Annotated in this window: 29 protein-coding genes; 18 read left to right on the top strand and 11 right to left on the bottom strand. The window is 43.4% G+C overall.

Features of this window, described 5'->3' with window-relative positions:
• Position 1: 1 nt before the first annotated feature.
• Entirely contained in the window at positions 2-373 is a 372-nt protein-coding gene (locus MHB66_RS17635; protein ID WP_025093833.1) for a DUF423 domain-containing protein, read from the top strand.
• A 41-nt stretch (positions 374-414) separates the two neighbouring features.
• On the opposite strand, the gene MHB66_RS17630 is transcribed toward MHB66_RS17635, so the two are convergent.
• From MHB66_RS17630 to MHB66_RS17620, 3 genes are all read right to left on the bottom strand, one after another.
• Positions 415-1,032, bottom strand: coding sequence for a cupin domain-containing protein (locus MHB66_RS17630; protein ID WP_046312860.1), 618 nt, complete (start codon positions 1,030-1,032; stop codon positions 415-417).
• Positions 1,033-1,162: 130 nt separating this feature from the next.
• Positions 1,163-1,693: a spore coat protein GerQ gene (gene gerQ / locus MHB66_RS17625; protein WP_024426405.1), complete on the bottom strand. Its 531-nt coding sequence runs from the start codon at positions 1,691-1,693 to the stop codon at positions 1,163-1,165.
• A gap of 193 nt (positions 1,694-1,886) precedes the next feature.
• Positions 1,887-2,552 (bottom strand): hypothetical protein, encoded by a 666-nt coding sequence (locus tag MHB66_RS17620; RefSeq protein WP_227001751.1) that lies wholly within the window; start codon positions 2,550-2,552, stop codon positions 1,887-1,889.
• Positions 2,553-2,736: 184 nt separating this feature from the next.
• On the opposite strand from MHB66_RS17620, the gene MHB66_RS17615 reads away from it, so the two are divergent.
• The 12 genes from MHB66_RS17615 to MHB66_RS17560 all read left to right on the top strand — a co-directional run bounded on the left by MHB66_RS17615 (position 2,737) and on the right by MHB66_RS17560 (position 13,786).
• Positions 2,737-3,507, top strand: coding sequence for a glycosyltransferase family 2 protein (locus MHB66_RS17615; protein ID WP_041115894.1), 771 nt, complete (start codon positions 2,737-2,739; stop codon positions 3,505-3,507).
• A 6-nt stretch (positions 3,508-3,513) separates the two neighbouring features.
• Positions 3,514-4,926, top strand: a complete 1,413-nt coding sequence (locus MHB66_RS17610) for a CDP-glycerol glycerophosphotransferase family protein (protein ID WP_061110225.1) — start codon at positions 3,514-3,516, stop codon at positions 4,924-4,926.
• Positions 4,927-4,947: 21 nt separating this feature from the next.
• Positions 4,948-6,126: a DegT/DnrJ/EryC1/StrS family aminotransferase gene (locus MHB66_RS17605; RefSeq protein ID WP_041115442.1), complete on the top strand. Its 1,179-nt coding sequence runs from the start codon at positions 4,948-4,950 to the stop codon at positions 6,124-6,126.
• Positions 6,123-6,998: a GNAT family N-acetyltransferase gene (locus MHB66_RS17600; RefSeq protein WP_046312865.1), complete on the top strand. Its 876-nt coding sequence runs from the start codon at positions 6,123-6,125 to the stop codon at positions 6,996-6,998. Before MHB66_RS17605 ends, MHB66_RS17600 begins: the two co-directional genes overlap by 4 nt.
• Position 6,999: 1 nt before the next feature.
• Entirely contained in the window at positions 7,000-8,124 is a 1,125-nt protein-coding gene (locus MHB66_RS17595; protein WP_046312867.1) for an N-acetylneuraminate synthase family protein, read from the top strand.
• A complete protein-coding gene (locus tag MHB66_RS17590) occupies positions 8,114-8,854 on the top strand; it encodes a glycosyltransferase family protein (RefSeq protein ID WP_046312869.1) in 741 nt (246 codons plus the stop codon). The genes MHB66_RS17595 and MHB66_RS17590 overlap by 11 nt, the downstream gene beginning before the upstream one ends.
• A complete protein-coding gene (locus tag MHB66_RS17585) occupies positions 8,851-9,879 on the top strand; it encodes a glycosyltransferase (RefSeq protein WP_046312871.1) in 1,029 nt (342 codons plus the stop codon). Before MHB66_RS17590 ends, MHB66_RS17585 begins: the two co-directional genes overlap by 4 nt.
• 2 nt (positions 9,880-9,881) lie before the next feature.
• Positions 9,882-10,622, top strand: a complete 741-nt coding sequence (locus tag MHB66_RS17580; protein ID WP_046312873.1) for a sugar phosphate nucleotidyltransferase — start codon at positions 9,882-9,884, stop codon at positions 10,620-10,622.
• Positions 10,619-11,584, top strand: a complete 966-nt coding sequence (gene rfbB, locus MHB66_RS17575; protein ID WP_046312874.1) for a dTDP-glucose 4,6-dehydratase — start codon at positions 10,619-10,621, stop codon at positions 11,582-11,584. Before MHB66_RS17580 ends, rfbB begins: the two co-directional genes overlap by 4 nt.
• A 3-nt stretch (positions 11,585-11,587) precedes the next feature.
• Positions 11,588-12,442, top strand: a complete 855-nt coding sequence (rfbD, locus tag MHB66_RS17570) for a dTDP-4-dehydrorhamnose reductase (protein WP_034281275.1) — start codon at positions 11,588-11,590, stop codon at positions 12,440-12,442.
• Complete coding sequence (locus MHB66_RS17565; RefSeq protein WP_046312875.1) at positions 12,435-12,890, top strand: dTDP-4-dehydrorhamnose 3,5-epimerase family protein; 456 nt, start codon at positions 12,435-12,437, stop codon at positions 12,888-12,890. Before rfbD ends, MHB66_RS17565 begins: the two co-directional genes overlap by 8 nt.
• Before the next feature lie 104 nt (positions 12,891-12,994).
• Entirely contained in the window at positions 12,995-13,786 is a 792-nt protein-coding gene (locus MHB66_RS17560) for an SDR family oxidoreductase (protein WP_269199619.1), read from the top strand.
• A gap of 13 nt (positions 13,787-13,799) precedes the next feature.
• On the opposite strand, the gene MHB66_RS17555 is transcribed toward MHB66_RS17560, so the two are convergent.
• The 6 genes from MHB66_RS17555 to MHB66_RS17530 form a co-directional block, all read right to left on the bottom strand.
• The gene (locus MHB66_RS17555) at positions 13,800-14,993 is read right to left on the bottom strand and encodes a pyridoxal phosphate-dependent aminotransferase (protein ID WP_046313464.1); all 1,194 of its coding nucleotides are present in this window, start codon (positions 14,991-14,993) and stop codon (positions 13,800-13,802) included.
• A 17-nt stretch (positions 14,994-15,010) separates the two neighbouring features.
• A complete protein-coding gene (locus MHB66_RS17550; RefSeq protein WP_046312877.1) occupies positions 15,011-16,432 on the bottom strand; it encodes an ATP-grasp domain-containing protein in 1,422 nt (473 codons plus the stop codon).
• A 15-nt stretch (positions 16,433-16,447) separates the two neighbouring features.
• Positions 16,448-17,209, bottom strand: coding sequence for a glucose 1-dehydrogenase (locus MHB66_RS17545; protein ID WP_034281272.1), 762 nt, complete (start codon positions 17,207-17,209; stop codon positions 16,448-16,450).
• The gene (locus tag MHB66_RS17540; protein WP_046312879.1) at positions 17,206-17,913 is read right to left on the bottom strand and encodes a cupin domain-containing protein; all 708 of its coding nucleotides are present in this window, start codon (positions 17,911-17,913) and stop codon (positions 17,206-17,208) included. The genes MHB66_RS17545 and MHB66_RS17540 overlap by 4 nt, the downstream gene beginning before the upstream one ends.
• Before the next feature lies 1 nt (position 17,914).
• On the bottom strand, positions 17,915-18,517 hold the full coding sequence (locus MHB66_RS17535) for a bacilysin biosynthesis protein BacA (RefSeq protein WP_024423797.1): 603 nt from the start codon (positions 18,515-18,517) through the stop codon (positions 17,915-17,917).
• Positions 18,518-18,671: 154 nt separating this feature from the next.
• Positions 18,672-19,904, bottom strand: coding sequence for an MFS transporter (locus MHB66_RS17530; RefSeq protein WP_046312881.1), 1,233 nt, complete (start codon positions 19,902-19,904; stop codon positions 18,672-18,674).
• A 145-nt stretch (positions 19,905-20,049) separates the two neighbouring features.
• Between MHB66_RS17530 and MHB66_RS17525 the strand changes: the two genes are divergently transcribed.
• Complete coding sequence (locus tag MHB66_RS17525) at positions 20,050-20,529, top strand: Lrp/AsnC family transcriptional regulator (RefSeq protein WP_046312884.1); 480 nt, start codon at positions 20,050-20,052, stop codon at positions 20,527-20,529.
• 14 nt (positions 20,530-20,543) lie between these two features.
• On the opposite strand, the gene MHB66_RS17520 is transcribed toward MHB66_RS17525, so the two are convergent.
• Both MHB66_RS17520 and hemQ read right to left on the bottom strand, forming a co-directional pair.
• Positions 20,544-21,704, bottom strand: a complete 1,161-nt coding sequence (locus tag MHB66_RS17520; protein WP_046312886.1) for an MFS transporter — start codon at positions 21,702-21,704, stop codon at positions 20,544-20,546.
• A gap of 67 nt (positions 21,705-21,771) precedes the next feature.
• Complete coding sequence (hemQ, locus tag MHB66_RS17515) at positions 21,772-22,542, bottom strand: hydrogen peroxide-dependent heme synthase (RefSeq protein WP_034281267.1); 771 nt, start codon at positions 22,540-22,542, stop codon at positions 21,772-21,774.
• Between the two features lie 240 nt (positions 22,543-22,782).
• On the opposite strand from hemQ, the gene pta reads away from it, so the two are divergent.
• From pta to MHB66_RS17495, 4 genes are all read left to right on the top strand, one after another.
• Positions 22,783-23,754, top strand: a complete 972-nt coding sequence (pta, locus tag MHB66_RS17510) for a phosphate acetyltransferase (RefSeq protein ID WP_024423792.1) — start codon at positions 22,783-22,785, stop codon at positions 23,752-23,754.
• A 130-nt stretch (positions 23,755-23,884) separates the two neighbouring features.
• A complete protein-coding gene (locus MHB66_RS17505; RefSeq protein WP_041115469.1) occupies positions 23,885-24,736 on the top strand; it encodes a MurR/RpiR family transcriptional regulator in 852 nt (283 codons plus the stop codon).
• 150 nt (positions 24,737-24,886) lie between these two features.
• Positions 24,887-25,558 carry an RraA family protein gene (locus MHB66_RS17500; protein WP_080769778.1) on the top strand — a complete coding sequence of 224 codons (672 nt, stop codon included), beginning with the start codon at positions 24,887-24,889 and terminating at the stop codon, positions 25,556-25,558.
• Positions 25,559-25,569: 11 nt separating this feature from the next.
• Positions 25,570-26,448, top strand: coding sequence for a prephenate dehydrogenase/arogenate dehydrogenase family protein (locus MHB66_RS17495; RefSeq protein WP_041115473.1), 879 nt, complete (start codon positions 25,570-25,572; stop codon positions 26,446-26,448).
• Positions 26,449-26,464 lie beyond the last annotated feature (16 nt).

The following is a 26,464-nucleotide window of genomic DNA, read 5'->3' as shown; positions in this document are numbered from 1 at the left end:
AATGAAACTATTTTTCATTTTAGGTGCTATTAACGCCATGCTTGCTGTTGGACTTGGAGCCTTCGGTGCGCACGGTCTAGAAGGGAAAATCCCTGAAAAATATATAGAAATATGGAATAAAGGTGTTCAATATCAAATGTTCCATGCCATTGGCTTATTTGTTGTCGCTTTTCTTGCAGATAAGCTGTCAGGTGTCTCCTTGGTTCCTGCCGCTGGCTGGGTGATGCTTGCAGGTATCCTTTTCTTCTCAGGAAGCCTTTATGTGCTGGCATTGACGCAGGTGAAGATTTTAGGAGCCATTACTCCTATTGGCGGAGTAGCATTTATCGCCTCTTGGATCATGCTTGTCATTGCAGCAGCAAAAAATTTATAAGCCAATAAACCGATGCTCTCATAGGGGCATCGGTTTTTTTCTTAACTCCAGTAAGGGGTATAGTTGGACGGTGCTTGATAATATGGGACGTAGTGAGATGGAGGGACAGGATGCGTTTGAGACTCTTCCTCCCGGTGGCAAAATGGTCCGATAAACACACTTGGTTTCACAGGCTTTATCGCCTGCTTCCACTGTGTTTCGTTCATGCAATAAGTATGGGCCATGATGTGAGAAGGGGTGAGGGTGAGAAGGTCTGAGCCTAGGATCACTTCAGGTGTAGATGCGTTAAAAATGGCTAACAAATGAGTTCTGTCTTGGAGAGCGACTTCATAATGCCACCAGCCTTGAGGCACGTTTGCCACCTGTCCAGGTGTGATGGTGTAGGTGTGCAGTTTTTTTGTAAATGGATTCAGCATCGATACGGCAGCAGAACCGGCTATACAATAAACAAGCTCTGCGGCATTTTGATGATAATGAGGCTCTACGACTTTGCTTTTACTCAAATATATATCCAGCAGGGACACTTGATCCAACGAGTTTAATTGTTTTTTTCCTAACACATTAATCAGGTTATGCTGATCGAATTTCACAAGGGGGCTTTGATTCAGATCGTATGAAAATTTGACATTTGGTGATGTATAATCCAGCTCAACAGTCATTGATGTCACCTCTAGGCTTTTGATAAAAACTACTAGGCATCTTATGAGCAGCGCCCTAGAGGTGTGACAAAAACCTAGACAAAAGAAAAAAAGCAAGGGCACCTGAGCCTTGCTTTTGCCATGCTTGACGTTATCTCGGAGAATACGTAGACATGGAGTATGGATAGTCGTATTGAATTTCCCCATCAAACGTAATGTAATCAAGATAGATCGTTAATAGTAAGTATCGTGTTCCTGTCTTATTATCACTAATGATAATGTGGTCACGTCCTGCAGCTTCAATGACGCCTCTAAAAATCTTCGAATTCCATTCCTTGCTCGCCTCAAATGTCATATAAATCGTGGCTACCTTGCCGCGGTTCAATCGTAAAATATTTTCAATATAGGACTGCTCAATAGGCAGCTGCCCGGTGACATTCTGCTGATAAACCGGTCCAGAAGGAATTTGATATGGCTGACCGCCGCCCTGCGTTCCTTGGCCTCCTTGTGAAGTGCCGGTAGACGGCATTGGCGAAAACCCCTGCTGCATTTGACCCTGCGTTTGGGGAGGGACTGAATAACCCATCTGCTGCGCAGGATACGGATTTGCTCCATATTGTTGCTGGCGGAAATCTTGACCTTCGAAACCCGAACCTTGCCCAAATTGATTTTTCAATTTCATAACGTTCCTCCTCTTTCCTCATGGTGTTCTAAACAGAAGGCGCTAAAGCACCTGTTGTTTCCATAGCATTCTTTCTCTCTTTCACACTATGAGACAGGAGGGGAGAATATGTACATTGAACGAAAAAAAGGAACTGCTATGCAATTCCTCAGCGTGTAGACAATCCCTCGTATTCTATCGGTACTCGTCTTTTTTACATGATCCAGTTTACAGCGTGCTGAATATCAAATAAAAGTGTCGTGATGAGAAAAAACGCGGCGAGCGGTGTGATCACAATGATGAAGGCTTGCCATAATTTGAGCTTCATCACAGCGACAATGCCTAAAATTGCCATTCCAAATATCCACGTCTTTGCATATACATCCGTAAGAGTTAAAAGATCGAGATAATACCATACTTCATAATGCTGATCTAAATATGGTGAGATTTTAACAAACGTATACGGACCGAGCATCCCAACAGTGAAAATCCAAGTAAGTGAAAATAAAGCAGAAGGGAAAAAGACCGTCAGTGTGCAGGCTTTGAGTATATCTCGATATGCCGTTTGACAGTCGAAAAAGAGACGGCCTAACCATTTAATCAGAAGGACACCGAAAAATAGAATCATATTACCTGCCAAAATACCATATCCCGCTCCTTGTAACAGAATAAAAGGGAATGGAATATGATTGCCCATATACTCGCTAAAATACCCTTCGTAGATCCAGCCCGTACCGGCGATACTTGCAAGGAGCATCATCAGCCAAATGGGAATATTGGAATGTTGATATGAGCGAATAATCGTTTTTGTCGCGACGAAAATTTTAAAAAATCGAAAAAATCCTTTTACTTCCTCTTCTTGGGAGTGATCATTCTTCATAGCTTCCAATGTTCTTTACTCCTTTAATACACACAAATGATTACTTATATTACCAAAAATTTCGCATTTTTCAAAGATAGATCAATAAAAAAATACAATTTTATAAAAAATAGGTCACTCTACAGTCTCTTTAAGAGGAGACACATATGATAAACATAGTTTGAAAGAGACCGAGGTGAAAACTTTGACAAAAGTAACTGTCATTATGACGAGCTACAACAAGGCGGCTTACGTCGGCAGATCGATTGAAGCGGTCCTGCAGCAGACGCTGTCAGACTTTGAACTTTTTATCATGGATGATGGATCAAACGAAAAAACCCTTGCTGCTATTGAACCGTTTCGCAAAGATCCCCGCGTTCACTTTATCCAAAGCGGTGTCAAAACGCTGGAAGAGAGAACAGCGAAAACTCGCTACGCCGTGCTGATTAATCAAGCATTAGAACTGGCAAAGGGCGAGTATATTTCCTATGCCACAGATGACAATGTCTACGCCCCGGACCGTTTAGAGAAGCTCACTCATTATCTAGATGCCCATCCAGGTAAAGAGATTGTCTATTCTAGTTCTAAAGTGATCTATTTAAATAGCAAAAAAGAGCCAGTGAAGGAAACGATTCGGCCGGCGCAAACAGTGCAATGGAATGCCCCCTGTGCCATAGATCATTGCTCGGTCGTACATCGTGCATCCATTTTATCAAAAATTCATGCTGAATTTGGGTCTTACTGGGACGAGAGTCCGCATTTTTATCGGATAGGGGATGCCCGTTTCTTTTTTCGGTTAAATCATTTTTATCCGTTCTATCCCTTTGATGAAATATTAGATACAAATTACATCACAGAACAGTCCATTCATTATCAGCTGGCAGAAGAAGAGAAAAGTGCCTTTATTCAAGCACTTCCCGAGCAGTCTACCTGCTGGGAGCTTCGCAGTATATTAAAACAAAAACATGGGAGGTGACCTGAAGTGTCGCACTATATTCATCATTATTGGCAGGTGTACTTTGAGTATGTGAATCTGATGAAGGATTTGTCCTACAAGCAAATTCCTCTTGGGTTGATCAGTAATTTTTATCAATATATCAGTCCTGAAGTGAGGGAACGCATGGAAGATGAAGCATTCGGTCAAGAACTGACAACCGCTTGTCCATTACCGGAAGAGATTCAGCCATTTTTTGATCAGCATAAACAGCAGATCAAGCGTATCGCTTATCGTCCGGCGAATGGAAAGGTATTGCTTCACTTTGAACACCTGCGTTTTACGGAACAAAATTACACGCGGTTCCATCCAAACAAAACGGTGGTGCTCGCTCGCTGGAAGAAGGCGGATTATTACGGATTACCCGTGATCAGTAAGCCGGAATTAGCCGGAGAGGTTAATAAAGAAGCCCACGCTGAATATATTGAAAAAGCAAATGCTCTCCTTAAACCTTACGCTCACCACCCTGTCTTTGGCAATGTCTTTTTTAGAGAAAAACTGCGGAAGGACATTGTGCAATTTATTGATGTCATTAACCAAATAGAAATGCTATTTCAAATGCAGCCGATTGCAGCTGTCATTGTTGGAACGACGGAGGATGCTTACAGCCGCGTACTCGCTTTGCAAACAGTGAAACGCCAGCTTACGAGTATCTGTCTTCAGCACGGTGCGCTTATGGGAGACGAAGCCTTTTTACCAATTTTCACGACTTGCCATGGGGTATTTGGAAAATATGAAAAGGACTGGTATGTAGATAAAGGCTGTCAGCCGGAACAGGTGGAAATCACAGGTCATCCGAGGTTTGATTTGGTGAAGGAGCGAACGCCGCTTCAACAGGATCTCATTTTTCGTAAATTGAACTTCAGTCCGGCTAAAAAGACCGTGCTTGTGGCAACGCAGCCGTTTTCTGAAGCCTTTTATGGCGATGTTCTTAAAACGATCGCCAAACGGAAAGACATTCAGCTGATCATGAAGCCGCATCCTTGGGAAATTGCTCGAAATCGATTAAATGACTATGTGACTATTGAACGAGCGGGAAATCATGTGAAATTGATTAAAAAAGAAATTGACCTGTATGACTTGCTGCCATATGTGGATATCGTGATTACGCTCACATCTACAGTTGGTCTTGAAGCGATGCTTTTTGAAAAGAGTGTGCTGATCGGGAAAACGACAGAAGGCAGAAGATACCCATATTACGAGTCGCTTGGCAGCTATCATATGGAAAACCCTGTTGAACTAGCTGAGAAAGCCATTCGTATTTTGTCGGATGAACAAGAGATGAAACTGGCAAAGCAGCAAGGAGCTCAGTTCATTAAACAACATTATCCGCATGCGCGATCTATCGATGTTCTGCTTTCTCTGCTTAAAACAAAAACTGGTGTGGATTTTCAGAGATGAAGATAGGGGTGTGCAAGCGATATGGGAAAAAAGAGAGCACAATTTCTTCCTTATGCTCTGCCTTTCATTCAGCAGGAAGAAATTGATGAAGTCATTGGAACATTAAAGTCCGGCTGGCTGTCAACTGGACCAAAAGTAAGACAGTTTGAAGAAGAATTTCAGCAGCTGACAGGTGCAAAACATGCGATCGCTGTCAATTCATGTACGGCTGCTTTATTTTTAGCGTTAAAGGCAAGAGGGATTAGGGCTGGGGATGAGGTGATTACAACCCCTCTGACATTCTGCGCAACAGCCAATACGATTATCCATACGGGAGCAGCGCCTGTATTTGTCGATATTGATCCAGCGACACTCAACCTTGATGCAGAGAAACTAGAAGCGGCGATTACACCACACACAAAAGCAATTGTTCCTGTTCACTTTGCCGGTCAATCGTGCGATATGGACCGGATTTTAGCCATTGCCAAAAAGTATGATCTATTTGTACTTGAAGATGCTGCCCACGCTCTTTACACAACGTATCACGGTCAGCCCGTTGGATCCATTGGTGATGCGACCGCTTTTAGCTTTTATGCAACGAAAAACCTAGCGACTGGTGAAGGCGGCATGCTGACAACAAATGATGATGCGCTTGCGGCTCGGATTAGAAGACTAGCGCTCCATGGGATGAGCAAGGGAGCGTGGAATCGTTATGGAGAAAAAGGAACGTGGTATTACGAGGTCGAGGAACCAGGCTATAAAATGAACATGTTTGACGTGCAGGCATCGATAGGGCTTGTTCAACTAAGCCGACTAGATGACATGCAGGCGCGGAGAGAACAGATTGCAAAAGCATACAATCAGGCTTTTCAAAAAGAAGCGGGTCTGATCCTGCCGCCTGTGCATCAAGAAGGAAGACATGCATGGCATTTGTATGTACTGCAAGTGAATCCAAAAGAAGCATTTATCACGCGTGATGAACTGATTGATCAGCTGCAAAAGGAATATAAAATCGGCACGAGTGTTCACTTTATCCCTGTTCACTTGCATCCATACTATCAAGAAACATATCACTATTCACCGGAGGATTTTCCTGAGTCACTTGCATACTACAAGCAGACGCTCTCACTGCCGCTCTATCCAAGTATGACAGATGAAGATGTGCAGGATGTTATCACAGCGGTGTTGTCTATTTTAAAAGAACAGAAGGCATTATCATGAAGGTCGTTCATGCTGTAGATGATCAGGTGCTGGCTTCTTGGCTGGAGAAATACGGTCAACAAGCGGAACAAATGAACGGCTTCAAGCAGTTTGCTCTTGTTAATGGCGCACAGCTAAAGGCAGTCCTGTTATATGAATGGTCAAAATGGGAAAGCGGCATTTTTCATCAGCATATTTTTCATGTGAAGTTTGTCGAAGCGGAGACAGCGTCTGCTTTTCAAGAATTGATGGAGCGTTTCATCAATTGGATGAGAACAGAAAAATGCGATTTTTTCTTTTTACGTCTTGAAGCGTCTGATCTTGAAAAAAACCGCATCGTCCAAAGGCTGTCACATGTGTACTATGTGGGCGGTCTCACTCGTCTTGAGGCGCCGCCTGTTCAAATGGAGATGCCATCTACAGGTGAAGATGTGGTCATCAGTCTGCCGGATGAAAAGGATTACGATGAGGCGGTGTCACTTGCTCATCAGGCGTTTGTGAAAAGCCGGTATGCACTTGATCCTTTTTTAGATCAGAATGCCGTCCAGCATTTCTTTCAGGAATGGATGAGAAACAATTTACTCGGACGTGCAGATATCAATCTCGCAGCAAAGGTGAACGATGAAGTCATTGGTTTGATTCAAGGGGTGACAAAGGGCGATGAACTGGTACTTGATTTATTGTCCATTAGAGCGGATGCACAAGGAAAAGGGATCGGGAGAAAGCTCGTGATGGCGATGATTAACGCCTCTCATGAGAGAGGGCATCGGTTTATGTCTGCCGGAACTCAGATGCATAACACAACCGCGATTCAGCTGTACGAAAAGCTGGGCTTTAGAACAAAAAATGCCTTCTTGTATTACCATGTGTGGCCGAAAAAAGGAGAGAGGTAAGATGGCGCATTTCTATATCGGAGATCGCAAAGTAGGGGATGGCGCGCCTGTCTTTATCATTGCAGAGGCAGGCATTAACCATGATGGAAAGCTGGATCAGGCGCTTGCTTTAATTGATGTGGCAAAGGAAGCAGGTGCCGATGCGGTGAAGTTTCAAATGTTTCAAGCTGATCGGATGTATCAAAAGGAACCGGGTTTGTACGAAACAGCCAAAGGGGAAGAGGTGTCTATTTTTTCTTTAGTGGAACAAATGGAGCTGCCGCCAGAATGGCTCCCGGTGTTATTGTCACGTTGCGCGGAAAAAGGGCTGATATTTTTAAGCACAGTGTGTGACGAAGAATCTGCGGATCTATTGAATCAAACTGATCCGCCGGCTTTCAAGCTGGCATCCTATGAAATCAATCATTTGCCTCTTATGCGTCACACGGCATCTTTTCAAAAGCCCATCATATTCTCAACAGCCGGGGCAACCATTTCGGATGTCCATGAAGCATATGAGGCGATTACAAGCGAGCACAATCAGCAGGTCGCTATCATGCATTGCGTAGCAAAGTATCCAGCACCTAGAGCTTACACGAATCTCCGCGTGCTTCAAACCTTAGCTGCGGCATTTCCCGAGGCAGTCATTGGCTTTTCTGATCATAGTGAGCATCCAACTGAAGCGCCTGTGGCCGCTGTGAAGCTTGGGGCAGCAATCATTGAAAAGCACTTTACAGTCGATAAAACGTTACCTGGGGCTGATCATTCCTTTGCTCTTGATCCTGAAGAATTGAAGAAAATGGTTCAGCATATTCGAGCGGCAGAAAAGCAGCGGAATCTAACAGAAGCTGACACTCATTCAGTGCCAGAAGAGCTCCTTGGCAGTTCTTATAAAACGACAACAGCTATTGAAGGCAAGATTCGTGAATTTGCGTATCGAGGCATTTTTACGACAAAAGGCATTGCGAAAGGCGAGACATTGACCGCAGAAAATCTAGCCGTGTTACGTCCAGGACAAAAAAGCCAAGGTCTGCATCCAAGGTATATGGCGGTTTTACTTGGCACAAAGGCTGTCAGAGATATCCCAGCCCATACAGGGGTTTCGTGGAAAGATGTACTCATGCAGGAGACGCCAAATGATCAATGATGTCCTTTTTGTCATACAGGCGAGAATGGGCTCAACAAGGCTGCCAAAAAAGGTAATGAAACCGATCGGCGGTATGGCGCTGATCGACCTGATTGTTGAACGAGTAAAGCAATCAGATCATTACAATCACAAATCGCAGAACCTCATGATCGCCACAACAGTTGAGGCAGAAGATGATCTGCTGGCTCATTATTGTTTATCAAAGGGCTATAAAGTATTTCGTGGCAGTGAGGCGGATGTACTGCAGCGATTTGCGCAGATTGTCCGTCATTTTGAACCACAAACCATTGTGCGTTTAACAGGAGATAACCCATTTATAGATCCAGTCCTTTTGTCGAAAATGCTTGAAAAACATAGACAAGAGAAGGCTGATTACACGTATACGGCTGGAACGCCACTCGGTATTTCCGGGGAAATGATCGACGCACAGATTTTAAGTGAAATCGACAATTTTCCCCTTACGCAGCCAGAGCGTGAGCATGTCACGCTCTATATCAGAAAGCATCCTGAGCAATTTCACCTGCAATTATTCACACCGCCCAAAGAACTTGCATATCCTGCTTATCGATTCACGATTGATACAGAAGAAGATTATGTGTTTGCGACCCGTTTACTAGAGAAAGCTGGCGACTCCATTGCTGTGCCTACGGCTGAACTCATCACCATTTGCGAACAAGACCCTGATATTGTTCGGCTGAATCAATTTGTGAAACAGAAGGATGCTGAATGAACAAGAAAATCATGATTGTTGTGTATGGTGGGTTTTTAAGAGGGATGGGTCATGTCGTCAGAATGAAACGGCTGGCAAATCAACTGCTTCAAGAAGGAAACGACATATCTTTCTATACAAATGAACAGATCTGTGTAGAAATGCTCTCAGGTCCAGATTGGCACGTTCATTTGGTGCAGGAGTCGAAGGCATTCCTTCAGATGGAGCAGGACATAAAAGAGCTGAATCCAGATCTTCTGCTGATTGATGTACTTGATTGTGACCTCCAATTTCTTCAATTAGTCAAAGCATCCTCCAGCTCTGCCAGGCTGGTCTTATTCGAAGAAAAAAGAGCAGAAGCTTGTCAGCTTGCCGATGCTGTCGTGAACGGCATTTATGGCGGTCTGGACGAAAAGTACATGCAAGTAGATGGGACAGAATATTTTTATGGAACACCTTATTTATTGTTAGATCAAGAGATAAGCCGATTAAAAGACACATATGAGGTTCGAAAAGAATGCAAAAAGGTGGTCATCAGCCTTGGGGGCAGTGACCCGCGTGGATTGTTATTAAAGACTGTATCAGCAATCCTCGAAGCGGACCACTTACACATTTTAGCGGTTACAGGAAAAGCCTCCCGCATTGAAGAACAAATAGAGGCTGAGCATATTCAATTCATTCGTCATACAGATCAATTACCTGCACGCCTTTCGGAAGCTGATCTGGCAATAGTTGCTGGCGGGATGACATTATACGAGGCAGTTTGTATCGGAGTGCCCAGTATTGTTCTTTCACAAGTCGATCATCAAGCAGTGACAGCCGCTCGTTTTGCACAAAAGGGAGCGTGCCACCATCTTGGCTTAGGTGAACTTGTGGATGAAAAAGATATACGGTGTGCTGTGGAAAGACTGTCCAGCAGCTACTTTCTCCGCAGGAGCATCCATCTTAATGGACGGACACTCATTGATGGAAAAGGAATTGAACGAGTGAAAAACATTCTTATACACCTCATGAATCATCACCAAAAAGACTATAGGGATGTGTAGATGTGAAGGGAGTTATTTTAGCAGGAGGAAAGGGATCACGACTGGCGCCTTTAACGAAGATTTTCAATAAACATTTATTGCCGGTTGGTCCATATCCAATGATTTATTGGTCATTGTTCAAATTGAAGGAAGCAGGGGTTTTAGATGTGATGGTTATATCACAAGAAGAACAAATCCCGTTGTTTCAAAAACTGCTTGAAAGCGATCAGGAATTGGGGATGAACATCGTATATCAGGTACAGCCTGAAGCGTCTGGGATATCAGACGGCTTATCCTATGCAAAGCCCTTTGTCAAAGGGGAGAAGTTTGTGCTGATGCTTGGTGATAATGTATTTGAGGATTCGCTAAACCCTTTTGTTGAAGCTTTTCAGCAGCAAGATAGAGGAGCCAAGGTTCTGTTGAAAGAAGTGGCAGATCCAAAGCGGTTTGGCATTGCAGAAATTGATGCCGCCCGTCAACAGATTTTATCAATAGAGGAAAAGCCGGAGCATCCGCGCTCATCCTACTGCGTCACGGGCATCTATTTTTATGATCAAGAAGTCTTTCAATATATTGAGAGAATCTCGCCGTCAGATCGAGGCGAATTAGAGATTACAGACGTGAACAATCTCTATATCTCAAATAGCCAGCTGACCTATGATATGTTAAAAGGGTGGTGGATTGATGCAGGAACACATGAATCTCTCCACGAAGCATCTGCGAAAATGTTTGAAACGATGAAGAAAAAAGAGGGATCCGAATGACGAAGTCTTATTTAATTACAGGCGGAGCGGGTTTTATCGGACTGAATTTTGTGAAGCTGCTGCTTCAGGATACAAATGTCAGGCTCACCGTTTTTGATAAATTAACATATGCCAGTCATCCAGACGAGATGGATGAATTATTAAAGTTGTCTCATTTTCGGTTTATTCAAGGGGATATTAGCCTTCAGCATGAGCTGGATCAAGCATTTGACGAAGTCTATGATGCGATCATTCATTTTGCGGCAGAATCGCATGTTGATCGCAGCATTGAATCGGCAGAGCCTTTTATTCAAACAAATGTCCTTGGAACGTATCGTATGCTTGAAGCTGTTTTAAATGGAAAGGCGAAAAAGCTCATTCATATTTCAACAGATGAAGTATATGGAGATTTGGAGCCAGATGATCCTGCTTTCACAGAACAAACACCACTCTCACCGAACAATCCTTATTCAGCAAGCAAGGCGAGTTCAGACCTGCTTGTAAAATCCTTTATCCACACTTACCAATTACCCGCGATGATTACACGATGCAGCAACAATTACGGACCGTATCAGCATGAGGAAAAATTAATACCGACCATTATTAGAAAAGCAGTCAATGGAGAGAAAATCCCGATTTATGGAGACGGCCGGCAAATTCGCGATTGGCTGTATGTAGAGGACCATGCGAGAGCTGTGAAGAAGGTGCTCGAAAACGGCACAGCCGGGCAGGTATACAATATTGGCGGCGGCAATGAGAAAACAAATCTTGATTTAACCAAAACGATTCTATCGCAGCTTGGAATCAGTCATGATCAAATTGCGTTTATTCAAGACCGAAAAGGACATGACAGACGGTATGCCATTGATGCAAGTAAGCTAAAAGGCGAGCTCGGCTGGACGCAGGAGACGTCATTTGAAGAAGGTATCGAAAAAACGATCAATTGGTATCGAACCAAATACGATCAGAGCGAAGAAGGGTGACGGATGAAAGTTTTAATCACCGGTGCAGGCGGCCAATTAGGGAAAGAATTGAGCAGACAGCTCAAAGAAAAAGACATGACCGTCATTGCCTTAACGAGGAACATGCTCAATATCACAGACCAGCAGGCAGTTAGACATGCGATGAGACACTATCAGCCTGATATTGTTGTCAGTGCAGCAGCCTATACATCTGTTGATCAATGTGAAACAGAAACCGAAAAGGCGTATCTTGTGAATGGCATTGGCGCCTACTATACAGCCCTGGAAGCAAAGCGCGCAGGCGCTGATGTGTTACATGTCAGTACAGATTATGTGTTTGACGGGCAGGCGGACACCCCTTACCAAATCGATGCACAGGCAGATCCTCAAACCATTTATGGAAAGAGTAAAAAGCTTGGTGAGGAATTGATTCAGCTTGTGTCAGATGAAGTGAAAATCATTCGTACCTCGTGGCTTTATGGACATGAGGGGCATAACTTTGTGAATACCATTCTTCGGCTCGCTGAAACGAAGGATCATTTGCGCATTGTGAACGATCAAATAGGGTCTCCTACTTATACAAAGGATGCAGCTGAGGCCTTGATTCATTTGTTTGATCAGAAGGCAGGCGTGTATCATGTCAGTAATCGAGAAAGCTGTTCCTGGTTTGATTTTGCGTCAGAAATTGTGATGAAAAGCGGCCTGTCCGCCACAATTGAGCCGATTTCCACGGAAGAGTACGGCTTCCAAACGCCTCGCCCAGCCTATTCTGTCTTAGATCTTCAAGCGATTGAAGCCACAGGCTGGCAGCCGAGGCATTGGAAGGATGCACTTTACGAATATTTGCAGAAAGAAGGGAGATGGCAACAGCATGATTGATGGTGTTCAAACGAAAAAACTTATGAAACATTGTGATGACCGCGGCTTTTTTGCAGAGCTCATTCGAGATGATGAACCGATGCTGAAACGCTTTGGGCAGGCGTCATGGTCGAAAAGCTTTCCAGGCGTGATCAAAGCCTTTCATTATCATGAAAAACAAGACGACGTTTGGTTCTTCCCTGCAGGTCATGCGCAGGTCGTGTTATATGATTTGCGTGACGACTCTCCCACAAAGGGGCAAACCGATGTGTATTATATGGGGGAAGACAATCCGATGCTGCTTCTTATCCCAAAGGGTGTCGCGCATGGCTATCGTGTACTAGGTGAGACGCCGCTGCAAATTGTGTATTTCACAACAGAATCGTATGACCCGAATAACCCAGATGAAAAGCGAATCGCCTGGAATGACGAAACGATCGGGTTTAATTGGGAAACGACATTTAAATAGAGAACGGGGGGCCTTTCGCAGGAGAAAGGTCTTTTTTTGTTGAAATACATTCTATATGTGTCATTTTATGTATATGTACTAAGCTGATAAGAAAAGGGATGTGGATGAGTTTGTCTAAAAGAATTGCGTTTGTAACAGGAGCAAGTACAGGGATTGGAAAGGCCATCGCCGTAAAGCTTGCCGCTCAAGACAATGTAAAGATCATCATCAATTCTAGAAATCAATCCTCACTAGAAGAAGCGCAGCAGCACATTGGGCGTATGGCAGAAACAAAGGAGCCGGTGGCTCTTTTCTGTGGGGACATGTCAGATGAAGGAGTGAGGGCTGAGGCTTTTACGAAAATAGAAAAAGAGTTTGGCAGACTGGATGTGTTGATTAATAACATTCCAGGGGGGAAGCCGGATACCTTTGATTCGTGTGACAGCGAGCAGATGATGGCAGTATTTTCTCAAAAAGCCCTTGCGTACATTGATACGATGAAGCGTGCGGCAGCGATGATGAAACGACATGAATATGGCCGGATCATTCAAATTGTCGGGAACCTATGGAAGGAGCCTGGCGACCAAATGTTTACGAACAGTATGATGAATGCAGCGATTATTAATGCTAGTAAAAATGCTGCCACACAGCTTGCACCTTCAGGGATCACAGTGAATTGTTTAAATCCGGGATTTATAGCTACAGATCGGTATGAACAATTTATCGGAAACATGATGCGTAAACAGGCATTATCGCGGGAAGAAGCTGTACAGGCTGTAGCGTCAGGAATTCCAATGAAAAGAGTGGGGTCAGCGAGTGAAATGGCTTCATTGGCCGCTTTTATCGCATCAGAGGAAGCCTCCTATCTTACAGGACAACAAATATCCGTCGATGGTGGTTCGATGAAAAGTATATGACATCAAAAACCCGCTATATGCGGGTTTTTTGATTAAAGCGAATTGGAAGGATGCGAAGCCGGTCGATAAACAGGGCAAGCTGTTCAATTGGAGCAACCATTGAGATGCGGACATGACGGCTTCCATGTGCTCCAAACACACCCCCCGGCGTGACAACGACATCAGTATGTTCGAGTAAATAGTCAGCAAATTCATGAGAATGTTCAAAATCATCAGGGATTGGAGCCCATAAATAAAAGGCGCCAGCTGGACGTTCGATGGACCATCCTAGCTGCTTTTCTGCCTGACGGATGAAAAAGTGAATTCGTTCAAGGTAGACCTCTTTTAATGATTGTATGTGACGGTCATCACTTTGCAAGGCGACAGTTGCAGCTTGTTGAAATCCGCCATACATACTGACAAACACATGATCTTGGAAGGCGTTAATGGCTTGGATGATGTCCTCATTACCTACAGCAAAAGCGACTCTCCATCCTGCCATATTAAATGTTTTGGATAGAGAATATAATTCCACTCCTACGCTTTTCCCAAGAGGAGCGTTTAGAAAGCTTACGGGTTTTTGTTCATAATGAAATGAACCATAGGCAAAATCATGAATGACATGCAGTCCGTGAGCTGATGCAAAATCAGCAGTCTCTTCAAAAAATGCATCATTTGCCACAGCACCTGTTGGGTTATTCGGATAATTTAAGAAAAGAACCTTTGCCTTTTTGAGTACCTCCGGATCAATTGAAGAGAGATTCGGCAAATAGCCATTTTTCGATTCAAGTTTGATGCAGTAGGGCTTTGCGTCTGCCATCAAGATCCCAGAATGATATTCTGGGTATCCTGGATCGGGGACGAGGGCAACGTCCCCAGGGTCAAGCAGACACTGACTCATGACATAAAGGCCTGTTTTCCCTCCATTGAAAAGAGCAACCTCTTTCTGTGGGTCTATCTCAGGGCCGAACTCCTTTTTGTAGAAATCTGCAATGGCTTGCTTGAAAAAGTCGAAGCCTCTGAAAGGTGCATATTGCTGAAACTGCAAAGTGCCTGCCGCCTCTTGAAGGGCGCTTACGATATGTGCAGGAGTAGGAAGATCGGGATTTCCCTGACCAAGGTTTATGATGTTCGCTCCGTTTTGTGCTTTTTGCGCAATTTTCTCAAATACGGTTCCAAATTTCTGTTCTGGCAGCCGTTTCATTATGTTAGATGGTAAGATCTCCACCACGTTACCCTCTCTTTCTATCCCTTGACTAATTCATCCATTAAATGAAGGGCAGCTTGTTTCTGTAAGTTGCGGATGGATGCTGCAACATCCTGTGAGGATGACCCTTTTAACTCAAGCGACACGATGCCATTAAAGGCTTCAAATAAAGATAGATCGACAAAGGTGCCTTTGGACGGGCCAGATTCACTGACGATCACAGTATCTCCAACTAAAGCATCCTGCGGAATATGGATATGATCAATGGTGATGTGTGTGGCCTCTGCCGGTATGTGTCCGCTTTCTTTGAAATGCTGAGGGTATAAATGGCAGTCTGCTATATAATGCGTATGTCCAGAAAGCAGCTCTTTTGGCAGCTCCGCTTTTTTTCCATCGACTAATACATCGATCAGCAGCTTGGCCATATCCACCCCAAACACTTTTTTGATATTCGGAATCATATTCCAGCCAGCAAATCTAGCTGCGGATTCGATCAGTCCTGTTTCTCGATTTTTCATGAGCTTGATCTCTGTATGGGTCGCACAGTTTTCAAGGCCCAGCCCTTCATTTGCCTTCTTAGCTGCCTCAATGATGATTTGCTGGGCTTCATTGTCTAGGATCGAGGGAGTAATATGAGCCGTTTCTGTAAAACCGATTTGAGGGGTCTTGTCATGAATGACAAAAGGGATATATTCTCCCTCCACGACTAACCCTTCTACACTGACATAATCAGAATAGCCACCCTCCTGATACCAATCCTCGTAAGCACCCTCTAAGTACGTTTCAGCGACAAATGGTGCTTCATATGTCACAGCGTTTGGGACGGGAATCGTTTGCAAGTAGGATTGTACGTTTAAAAAGAGATCATCACTGCCGGCTCTGTCATGAAAAAGGGTCACGCCAATGGAGCTTGCTAAATATGTAGGCTTTAAAATAAGCGGTGTCCCGATCTGTTCAATAGCTTGCTGGAAATCAGCTAAAGTCGTGACAGGCTGAGTTTTCACCGCTTTGACACCAGCAGCGTTGAATGCAGCTCTCATTTGGCTTTTATCACGTGCCATTTCAGCTGCTTTTACCCCAGCGCCGCGCAGCCCCAGCCGCTCAGCGGCTTTTGCCATTGGTGCAATGAATAATTCATTATTGGTGGTGATGGCATCAGCTTTGAAAAAGGAAGCCACACGGACTAGGTCATCCACCACCTCTTCCTCTGATTTCAGATAATCATCATGTGCCCAGTAAATAGAATCAGGGTGTTCAAAAGAAGGGTGTGTCTCAAAATAATCACGATCTTTGATGACGGCAATGGAGTATTTTTCGATTAGTTCAGCGTGACCCTTTGTAATGGCAAAGGGTCTAGGGATATAGGAAACGATATGATAAGATGCCGCCACGCTTTCATAAAACATATGGGGCGGGCATCCTCCTAAGTCAGCAATGACAAGTACGGTTTTTTTACTCAATGAAAGCACTCCTTTTTATCTAGCGGTGTATCCGCCATCTGCTGTGACCACACTTCCAGTCATATAGCTGGATAGATCAGAGGCGAGAAACAGCATCACGCCCGCAATTTCTTCAGGTTTTCCGAGACGAAGCAAGGGATTCACCTTTGCTTTTTCCTTTTTAACAACCTCAAGACTTTCTGAATGATTGTCTAAAAAGGATTTTTCATTTAATGGCGTATCAATGATGCCTGGTGCGATACAATTCACCCTGATTTGATGAGCGGCATAGTCGATCGCCATCGATTTGGTGAGCTGGATGACACCGCCCTTCGTTGCGTTGTATGCAGGAATGTCAGGCCAGCCAACGAGACCTCCGACAGATCCAGTATTAATAATACTTCCGCTTTTCTTTTCAAGCATATGCGGCAATGTATGCTTACTCATAAGAAATACACCAGTCAGGTTGACCTGTAGAATGTGGTTCCAATCCTCCAGTGTCATCTCGTGAATAGGTGAGACAATTTCGATGCCTGCATTGTTAATCAAAACATCAATTGTCCCGAATTGGCTCAGCACGGATTGAACGGTTTTTTGACAGTCTGACTCATTCGTAATATCTGTTTTGAAAAACGCAGCATGTTCATGAGGCAATGATTCAATGAGTTGTTTACCGCTATCTTCATTGATATCAGCCACTGCTACTTTTGCTCCGTGCTCAAGGAAAAGCTTGACGGCGGCAAGCCCAATCCCAGACGCACCTCCTGTAATCAGGACGACTTTTCCGGCAATGTTCATTTCTTCACCTTAGGCGCTTTTGGCTTTAAGCGGTTATAGCGTGGAGGGAAGAAGAGATTAATAGACTTTGATGCTTCTGGCTTTGGATTAATGGCGCCATGATCTTCTTTTGGATCACAGAAGTAGGTCGTGCCAAATTCCATCTTTTCTGTAAAGCCTTCAATCGTCATATCGTACCCACCGCTAATGCAAATCCCGATTTGTTCATTACGGTGCTTATGAAAAGGCATTTCCCCGCCATTTCCCGGAATGTTGGCAATCATAAGCTCCATCCAGTCCTCCACAAAAAAAGTCACTTCCATGCCAGGAAGTAAATCACGCGTTTTGAAAATGTCTAAGAAATAAGTAGGAGGAGCCGTATATTCCTCGCCATCTTTCAATCTCTTAATATCAATGGCGATCACTTCTTCATCTGTCAGATTCGATGCGCCGTGAGGAACGAATGGTGGTGCAATATAGGCTGATTCTAATGGGGTGAGCAATTGGGTCGATTGGCCGACCGTCATTTGAAGCTCGCCTTTTAATACGATGCCGATTTGTGCTTCTGGATGCTCATGAGGTTCGATGATCGTGTGAGGAGGGACGTATGAAATTAACACTTCCGTATCGCCTCTGACAGTAGAATATTGGATGACACCATTATCCCATTCTCGTTTTTTCGCTTGAGGAAAATATAATTCTTGCACCTTTCGTTCAGTTGTCATGTTACATCTCTCCTTTTCCGAATATAGACCAGCTCATAGGAATGCTTTTAAATGTTCGAATGAAGGTGAGGCCGTATGTAGCTCTAGCCACCTCATTGGTTAAAGCGAAATCAAATTCGCCGTCTCTTACTTTTTGTGCGGCTGTACTTGTAGAATTGACAAGCTCAAATTCAGCATTTTGATGAATAAAATATTGAATCAAATTCACAGGTGCAGGATGAGAAACAATTTTTAAGTGGTGAAGCATTTGTTCTTGAAAGGGGAAATCTGGTCTGACAGCCAAACCATACATGGGCGTGTCACATCTGAATATTTGTAAAAGCTGAAGGTCAGGTCTCATGTAGAAGTGTTTAATTCCTTCGTATGCGTGTGGAACGAGAGTGTATTGGAGTGCGTTAGAGAGAGTATGTTCAATGCAAGTTTCGAATGTGTCGTAAAGGGATAGTTTCGTATGAGTGCCGAGTGTAGTGGTGGAATGAGAGATGAAATGTTTTGCTGCATATTCACTGCTTGTCCCCTTAGGGCCTAATGTATTGACTGTAAACATCTTAGGTGAAACGATGGGCTCTTCTTTGAAATGAAAAACATCATTCTTTAAGATCATGTTTACCTTACCATCCAATCTTTTTCAAATTTTTACTAGATTATAAAAAATAAAATTGGTAATTGTCAACAAAATTTATAAAAAATGTATTTTATGATGATATTAAAAATTGATCTAAAAAACTGCACATATCGAGATGTGCAGTGAAATGAGCTCACGTTTCAAATGTGTTTTTATGTTTCTGCTGTAAGGTTTTTTCACGTTTATAGCTGACGAAGCTGATGAGAAAACCAACAAGCGTAATGAGTGCACATACAAGCCCTACTGTATGATAGCCGAAATGGACATAAACAGGTCCCATCAGAGCTGATCCAAGCATTACGGCAAGATTGGAAGCAAGGCTGTAAAAAGCCATCACTTTGCCTCGGTGGGTTTGGGAGCAGTCGCTCAGGACGGTGCTCAAAAGCGTGACAGATAAACTTTGCATGGCACCCCAAATAAATAAAGCAAAAATGAGCAATGTCCATGAGAACGGTGCATAAGGAAGTAAGGCAAGAACAAGCGTAATGCCGCCCAGCACAAAGTAAAGTGAACGTGTTTTGCCGAACCAATCTGCTAATTTCCCAGTAAACATACTCATGGAAAAGCCAACACCATAAGCCATGATCAGAAGTCCAGCTGTTGATTGCCCTCCGGAAAACAGACTTTGCAGGTATGCTCCTAAAAATGAGTACATGCCATAAAATCCAAGCATGTTACAAAATGTCACGGTCAAATAGGCAGGGACTCGGTCGATTTTTAAAGCCCCCCATATAGAGCCTGATTTCTCCCTAGCTTGAGATGCCTTCGGATCAGCTGTGGCGACTTGTTTACGAGATTCAAGGATGACGAGCAGCAGGACAACGAGACTCATCATGGCGAAAATCCAAAATGTCCAGCGCCAGTTCAAACTTTGACCGATAAAGGCGCCAATGGGCACACCAAGGACAAGAGAAAGAGACCAGCTCGATACAATGAGTCCCATCACTTTGCCGCGATACTCGTATGGAACCCGGTCGCCTACAAGAGCATAGGCTGTTGGCACAAATACACCAGTCGCCAGCCCAGAAATAGCACGGCCTGCAAAAAACACGGCCAAATTTGGGGCAACAGCACACATCACTGTGCCAATCAAAAAGAAAGACAGCCCAATAATCAAACACAGCTCTCTTGAATACCGGTCCCCTAAAGGAACGAGCAGCGGAGCTCCAACCAGCACAGCTAACCCATAAATGCTGATGGAAAGAGCGAGAATATCAAGAGAGTGCTGAAAGGAGTTTGATAAATCAGGCAGCAGCGGTGAAATCACCAGCTCTTCCGATCCCGCAGCAAAAACGCCAAGTGTGAGTGCGATGGCAAGTGTGATGGGAAATGTTTTAGAAGCCTGGCTGTCTAAAGATTCTTTCATCAAGTAATCCCTCCATACTTGCTTTTTCATTCAATTCCGTTAAAATAAATTCTACCATTATTTAGTTTTATTTTACATTTCATATCATAAGTATTATCATCAAATACTTTTCAAATGGAACGATTTTTGGATAGGAGAGGTACGAATGAAAATCACCGATGTAGATGTGCATATTTTAAATGAATTGAAAGAAGATGCCCGCTTATCCATGAGGGAATTGTCCAAACGAGTGAATTTATCAGCACCTGCGGTAGCAGAAAGAGTGCGTAAATTAGAGGATGCAGGGATTATCGAAGGGTATTCTGTTCAGGTCAATTATAAAAAATTAGGGCTTCTGATTGACTGCCTGCTGGAAGTTACGGTGTTAAATGGGGAGTATCAGCGTTTTGTGGCTTTTATGAATGAGCATCCACGCGCCTTTTTTGCTTATCGAGTGGCAGGTCAGTCTTGCTTTTTCATTAAGCTGTCAGTTTCTTCTCTTGAAGAAATTGAAGCCTTTATTCAAGAAGTATCTGGATTTACAAAAACCGTCTCCCATATTGTCTTGTCAGAGCACTCTTTTTCCCATCCCATTCAGGAACGTGTGAAACCAATAGAAGAGCCAGAAATGACCGTGGTGAAATAAAAAAAGGACCTGACTCAGGTCCTTTTTGTTCGTCTATCTGACTGATAGCTCATAATTGTAATGATAAGACCAATAAATGTCACAGCTGCAGCAAATAACGGAACAAGCTGTAAATGTGTGATTTCGATAGCAAGACCGCCAAGCGCTGCACCGCCGGCATTCCCAATATTAAAGGCAGAATGGCTGAGCGTCGATGCGAGTGTCGGTGCTTCATGTGCCATGTTCATCGTGCGGTATTGCAAGGTAGGAACAAGAATAAATGAAATGATTCCCCAAACAAAAATGGTCAGCACGGCAGGCACTTTGAATTCGGAAGTGACTGTAAACAATAACAGGACAGCAATGAGCAGGATCAGTGTCACCATAATACTTGGCATCAGCTTCCAGTCAGCAAGCTTTCCGCCAACTAAATTTCCGATAGTGACCCCAAGTCCAAATAGGACAAGGATGAGCGTAACCCCATTTTCCTGAAATCCAGTGACTTGCAGCAAGATTGGGCTGATATACGTAAAGGCTGTAAATACACCAGCAAAACCAAAGATGGTCATTGCAAAGGAAACGAGTACTTGTGGTTTTTTCAAAACGGATACTTCATTTCGAATATCGAGTACTTCTTCTTTCGACTGATTTGGGACTAAGCTGATGATACCAATTAAGGAAATGAGACCAATGACGGCAATGACTAGAAAAGACATACGCCAGCCGAATTGATTTCCGATAAAGGTACCGAACGGCACACCGAGTACATTGGCAACTGTCAGTCCTGTAAACATGAAGCTGATCGCGCTTGCGCTTTTCTCTTTAGGCACAAGCCGTGCAGCCATAATGGCTCCGACGCCAAAGAAGGTTCCATGAGCAAATGACGTTAAAATACGGGCGGCCATTAATAGACCATAAGAGGTCGAGACAGCGGCAGCAGCATTTCCTGCAACGAAAAGAATCATTAACAGAATGAGGAGACGTTTCCTCGATATTTTTCCAGTCGATAACGTTAAAATAGGTCCGCCAACTGCGACACCAAGTGCATATCCAGTAATCAGCTGTCCTGAAGCAGAAATTGATACATGAAGGTCGTTTGCGACATTTGGTAAAAGTCCCATGATGACAAATTCAGTCATGCCAATCGAAAACGCACCGAGCGTTAACGCAAAAATAGCGATGGGGAAGTTTTTCATGATGTGATCACCTTTCTAAACAAATACATAAAAAAGCTTCGGAGAGATCCGAAGCCTTAAGAGTTTATCATACATGGAAATAAGACGCCAGCTGCTCGTTTGCTAATCGGTTTCCAACAAAGAAGGAACCAAATTCGCCGTAGCGTGCACTGACTTCATCAAAGCGCATTTCATAAACCAATTTTTTAAATTGAAGCACATCATCAGAGAAAAGGGTAACGCCCCACTCATAATCATCAAAACCAACAGAACCTGTAATGATCTGTTTTACTTTCCCAGCATAGCTTCGGCCAATTAAGCCGTGGCTTCTCATAAGAGATTTACGCTCATCCATGGAAAGCATGTACCAGTTGTCATTGCCAGAACGTCTTTTATCCATTGGATAGAAGCACACGTATTGAGAAGAAGGAAGCTCTGGATATAAGCGAGCACGTACATGCGGGTTCTCATAAGGATCTCCGCCATCGCCGCCTCCTGCTAAGTAGTTGCTGAGCTCAACAACTGAAACATAAGAATAAGCTGGAATCGTAAACTCTGCTAGCCGTGTCTTGTTGAATTCGAGTTCAATTTCACCTAGTTCTTCCATTGTCGGACGTAAAATCATGAGCATAATATCTGCTTTTTGGCCGACAATACTATAGATTGTTTGGCTCCCAGCCTTATCATGCTCAGCTGTTTTCCATTTTTCCAATAGACCTGTGAATTCATGAATGATGGCTTGGCGCTCATCACTTGTCAGCAGCTTCCAAGCTGTCCAGTCGATTGTTCTAAAATCATGCAGTGCATACCAGCCATCTAGTGTTTGAGCTGCTTCATTTGTTGTATGTTGTTCGCTCATTTCTTTCACTCCTATTAACAGTTTTCCATCTGTTCCAACTATAACATAGTTTGTCCAAATGGAGATGTGATCAAAACTTGAACGAGGAAAACAGCTTTTATCAAAATTGATTAAATTAGTTTGAAAAATAAGAATTTAATTTGTAAGCGCTATAATGTAAGTTGGTAGTTTGAATTTAGGTAGAAGAAGAGTATGCTTAAAAGAGAACGCTTTTTTTGTAAAATCAAGGAGGGTATTGAAGTGGCAGATATTTTTTCAACAGTTCAGGAAAAGGTTGCAGGTAAAGGAGTTAAGATCGTTTTTCCTGAGGGAATGGACGAACGCATTCTAACAGCCGTTCAAAAATTAGCAGATGGCAAAGTATTGCAGCCAATTGTGGTAGGAAAAAAACAAGAAGTTGAAGCTAAAGCAAAAGAACTAGGTCTTACACTTGATGGTGTTGACGTGTATGATCCTCATACATATGAAGGTTTTGAAGAGCTTGTACAAGCTTTTGTAGAAAGACGTAAAGGCAAAGCAACAGAAGAGCAAGCAAGAAAAGCATTACTAGATGAAAACTACTTCGGTACAATGCTTGTGTATAAAGGTCTTGCAGACGGACTTGTGAGCGGTGCGGCACACTCAACTGCTGATACAGTGCGTCCAGCACTTCAAATCATTAAAACAAAAGAAGGCGTAAAGAAAACATCTGGCGTCTTCATCATGGCTCGCGGCGAAGAGCAGTACGTGTTTGCTGATTGCGCAATCAACATTGCACCAGACAGCCAAGATCTAGCTGAAATTGCGATCGAAAGTGCAAACACAGCAAAAATGTTTGATATCGAGCCACGTGTGGCAATGCTTAGCTTTTCTACAAAAGGCTCAGCAAAATCAGACGAAACAGAAAAAGTATCTGAAGCAGTTCGCATTGCAAAAGAAAAGGCACCTGAGCTTGTACTTGATGGAGAATTCCAATTCGATGCAGCTTTCGTTCCTTCAGTAGCAGCGAAAAAAGCGCCAGATTCCGTCATCAAAGGCGACGCCAGCGTATTTGTTTTCCCTAGCCTTGAAGCTGGAAACATTGGCTACAAAATTGCACAGCGCTTAGGTAACTTTGAAGCTGTAGGTCCTATCCTTCAAGGTTTAAACCAGCCAGTAAACGATCTATCAAGAGGCTGTAATGCCGAAGACGTTTACAACCTTGCGCTTATCACAGCAGCTCAAGCACTATAATGATCTCGACAAAGGCAGCCAGTACGATAGATTCGTGCTGGCTGTTTTTTTGATGACAAATGTGTACAATATAGGGGAAAAGAAAAAATTTTGATCGTAGATAAAGCCGATAGAATGGGCAGGTGCTATAATGGACGATTTAATACATAAGCTTCAGCATAAGGTCGCGGGATTAACCGAGGCACAAAGGAGAATTGCAGATTATATCGTGCAAAATCCAATGGAGGTTGCGTTTTTAACTGTAGATAAATTGGCCTCAAAAGTAGGGACGAGTACAGCGACCATCATGAGATTCTCTGCTGCTGTAGGATATTCCGGTTTCTCCGAGCTTCAAAAAGAGCTTCAATCAAATATGAAGCATAAAGCTGCCCCTCAAACGAGACTTGAAGCGAACCTCAAGCATTCAAATAAAAGTAAGCTCCTGCATAATCATGTTGAGCTGCAATTTCAAAATATCCAGTACGCTTTAGACAATATCACGGAAGAAACCTTTCAGCATATTGTTGAAAAAATAGCCAGCTCCCGCCAGGTTCTGTGTACAAGTGTTCGAAGCGGAAGACCTGTCGGCGAGTATCTGTCACTCGGAATCAATCGGCTGTTGGGGAACTGTCAATATATTGATGCAGACAAAAGTGACTGGGTGGATGATCTCGTTCATTTTCAATCTGATGATTTCATTATAGCGGTCAGCTATCCCCGCTATGCAAAGCGTATGAAGGATTTGCTGGAGGCAGCGAAGTCATATGGGGTGGAAGTGCTTTTAATTACAGACAGCTACAGCTCTCCACTAACAAAGTATGCACAATATGTATTGCCATGTTCCTCAGCAAGTGTGAGCTCTCATAACTCTGTCGTATCTGCTATCTTTATCGTAGATTATATTTTAAGTGCCTTAGCCATTAATGATCCTGAAAGAACAAAACCACGTTTAGATCAAATCAATCATATGTTAACGAAAATGAGTTATCACACAACACATTAGTCGTGTGGTGACTCATTTTTTTAATTTGATTTTTTTGAAAGCGCTTTACTAAATAAAATCGAGATGGTATGATCGTATCACAAAAGTAATAAATATTACTTTAACTAGATTAAATGTAATGAATATAACTAAAAGGGGATGATGGAAACTATGAGTACTGTTCAATTCGTGTCAAATGATCTAATAGATCGGGCAAGAAAGCTTAACTCGACCTTGCTGTCAGACGTGATGGGATGCACCGGCGCGATGGATCATCAAATCAAACCAGTTGCAAGAGGCATGAATGTAGCAGGTACAGCTTTTACCGTCAGCTTACGGCCAGGCGATAATTTATTTCTTCATCAAGCGATCTACTCTGCGAAAGAAGGAGATGTACTGATTGTTGATGGAAAAGACCATAAGGGCCATGCATATTTAGGGGAATTGATGGCAGGGGCAGCAAAGGCTGTAGGAATAGAAGGAATCGTGATTGACGGGTTTGTTCGCGACAAACTCGCTTTAGAGGAGCTGGCTTTTCCGATCTACAGTAAGGGGTTTATGCCAAATGGACCTTTTAAAGATGGTCCTGGGGAATTGAATCAAACCATCTCGTGCGGCGGTGTCAAAGTAGCATCAGGTGATTTAGTCATTGCAGACGATGATGGAGTCGTCATCGTTCCAAAGGAAAAGGCGGAACACCTGCTGACGCTAGCGGAAGAGAAACAAGCGTATGAAAATCATAGATTACAAACGATTCAACAGTATATGAACGAAGGAAAGCAAGACATCAGTCTCTTAGCACCGGCATGGCTGGAAGGCAGAATGAAAAAATATCAGGGATAGGGGAATCTGTGATGAAGATAGGCTTTATTGGATATGGAGAAGCGGCATATGAGCTGACAACAGGATTGAAAACAGAAGGATTAGATCAATTTTATGCGTATGATGTACTATTACAAAATGAGAAATTGGCTGGCGCGTTGAAGGAAAAAGCATCGCAGACAGGAGTTCAATTAACCAGCAGTATTAGCGAAGTCATTGAGAAATCTGATATTGTCATTGCCGCTGTGCCAGCGAATAAAACCTTAGAAGTGGCCCAATCCGTATCGGGAAGTTTGAAAGAGGATCAATTATATGTAGATGTATCGGCATCAACACCAGACATCAAAAAACAAGTGGCAAACGAAATTGAAAAGCAAAAAGCTCTATTCGTAGATGCTGCCATGCTAGGGCCTCTTCCAGTCAACAAACACAAGGTTCCGATCACGGCAAGCGGCAGTGGAACTGACCAATTCATGAAAGTAATGAATGCTTATGGCATGAATATCACAAAAATCAGTGACCAGCCAGGAGATGCTTCGGCTTTGAAGCTGATCAGAAGCGTTTATATGAAGGGGATCGTTGGTCTCATGGTTGAATTTTTGGAAATTTCAAAAAAGTACAATGTGGAACATCAAGTGATTTCTTCACTAAGCGATACAATGGATAGCAAAAGTTTTGAAGAGACCATGAACCGTCTTGTGACAGGGAGTGCACTTCATGCGAAAAGACGAGCGATCGAGCTGCTTGGCTCTATTGACATGCTGAATGAAGCAGAGGTTGATGCCAGTATGTCTCGGGCAGCACAACAGAAGCTAGAGAGATTAGCAGAGTTTCAATTCGTTGAACGGTTTAATGGGAAAAAGCCGGCCAGCTGGGAAGAAGTCATTGACGTGATGCAGCAGGGGAAATAAATTGTAAGCGTTTTAT

Origin of the sequence: Bacillus sp. FSL L8-0167, assembly GCF_038630295.1 — a bacterium.
In the GTDB taxonomy this organism is placed as follows: domain Bacteria; phylum Bacillota; class Bacilli; order Bacillales; family Bacillaceae; genus Bacillus; species Bacillus safensis.
The sequence above is the reverse complement of the archived record's forward strand: the minus strand, read 5'-3'. Positions and strand labels throughout refer to the sequence as shown.

What these genes read in the sequence shown, in the direction of transcription:
- MHB66_RS17635 (WP_025093833.1), top strand. Translation starts at nt 2, where the DNA reads ATGAAACTATTTTTCATTTTAGGTGCTATTAACGCCATGCTTGCTGTT.
- MHB66_RS17630 (WP_046312860.1), bottom strand. Translation starts at nt 1,032, where the DNA reads ATGACTGTTGAGCTGGATTATACATCACCAAATGTCAAATTTTCATAC.
- gerQ (WP_024426405.1), bottom strand. Translation starts at nt 1,693, where the DNA reads ATGAAATTGAAAAATCAATTTGGGCAAGGTTCGGGTTTCGAAGGTCAA.
- MHB66_RS17620 (WP_227001751.1), bottom strand. Translation starts at nt 2,552, where the DNA reads ATGAAGAATGATCACTCCCAAGAAGAGGAAGTAAAAGGATTTTTTCGA.
- MHB66_RS17605 (WP_041115442.1), top strand. Translation starts at nt 4,948, where the DNA reads ATGGGAAAAAAGAGAGCACAATTTCTTCCTTATGCTCTGCCTTTCATT.
- MHB66_RS17600 (WP_046312865.1), top strand. Translation starts at nt 6,123, where the DNA reads ATGAAGGTCGTTCATGCTGTAGATGATCAGGTGCTGGCTTCTTGGCTG.
- MHB66_RS17595 (WP_046312867.1), top strand. Translation starts at nt 7,000, where the DNA reads ATGGCGCATTTCTATATCGGAGATCGCAAAGTAGGGGATGGCGCGCCT.
- MHB66_RS17590 (WP_046312869.1), top strand. Translation starts at nt 8,114, where the DNA reads ATGATCAATGATGTCCTTTTTGTCATACAGGCGAGAATGGGCTCAACA.
- MHB66_RS17585 (WP_046312871.1), top strand. Translation starts at nt 8,851, where the DNA reads ATGAACAAGAAAATCATGATTGTTGTGTATGGTGGGTTTTTAAGAGGG.
- rfbB (WP_046312874.1), top strand. Translation starts at nt 10,619, where the DNA reads ATGACGAAGTCTTATTTAATTACAGGCGGAGCGGGTTTTATCGGACTG.
- rfbD (WP_034281275.1), top strand. Translation starts at nt 11,588, where the DNA reads ATGAAAGTTTTAATCACCGGTGCAGGCGGCCAATTAGGGAAAGAATTG.
- MHB66_RS17565 (WP_046312875.1), top strand. Translation starts at nt 12,435, where the DNA reads ATGATTGATGGTGTTCAAACGAAAAAACTTATGAAACATTGTGATGAC.
- MHB66_RS17560 (WP_269199619.1), top strand. Translation starts at nt 12,995, where the DNA reads ATGAGTTTGTCTAAAAGAATTGCGTTTGTAACAGGAGCAAGTACAGGG.
- MHB66_RS17545 (WP_034281272.1), bottom strand. Translation starts at nt 17,209, where the DNA reads ATGAACATTGCCGGAAAAGTCGTCCTGATTACAGGAGGTGCGTCTGGG.
- MHB66_RS17540 (WP_046312879.1), bottom strand. Translation starts at nt 17,913, where the DNA reads ATGACAACTGAACGAAAGGTGCAAGAATTATATTTTCCTCAAGCGAAA.
- MHB66_RS17535 (WP_024423797.1), bottom strand. Translation starts at nt 18,517, where the DNA reads ATGATCTTAAAGAATGATGTTTTTCATTTCAAAGAAGAGCCCATCGTT.
- MHB66_RS17530 (WP_046312881.1), bottom strand. Translation starts at nt 19,904, where the DNA reads ATGAAAGAATCTTTAGACAGCCAGGCTTCTAAAACATTTCCCATCACA.
- MHB66_RS17525 (WP_046312884.1), top strand. Translation starts at nt 20,050, where the DNA reads ATGAAAATCACCGATGTAGATGTGCATATTTTAAATGAATTGAAAGAA.
- MHB66_RS17520 (WP_046312886.1), bottom strand. Translation starts at nt 21,704, where the DNA reads ATGAAAAACTTCCCCATCGCTATTTTTGCGTTAACGCTCGGTGCGTTT.
- hemQ (WP_034281267.1), bottom strand. Translation starts at nt 22,542, where the DNA reads ATGAGCGAACAACATACAACAAATGAAGCAGCTCAAACACTAGATGGC.
- MHB66_RS17505 (WP_041115469.1), top strand. Translation starts at nt 23,885, where the DNA reads ATGGACGATTTAATACATAAGCTTCAGCATAAGGTCGCGGGATTAACC.
- MHB66_RS17500 (WP_080769778.1), top strand. Translation starts at nt 24,887, where the DNA reads ATGAGTACTGTTCAATTCGTGTCAAATGATCTAATAGATCGGGCAAGA.
- MHB66_RS17495 (WP_041115473.1), top strand. Translation starts at nt 25,570, where the DNA reads ATGAAGATAGGCTTTATTGGATATGGAGAAGCGGCATATGAGCTGACA.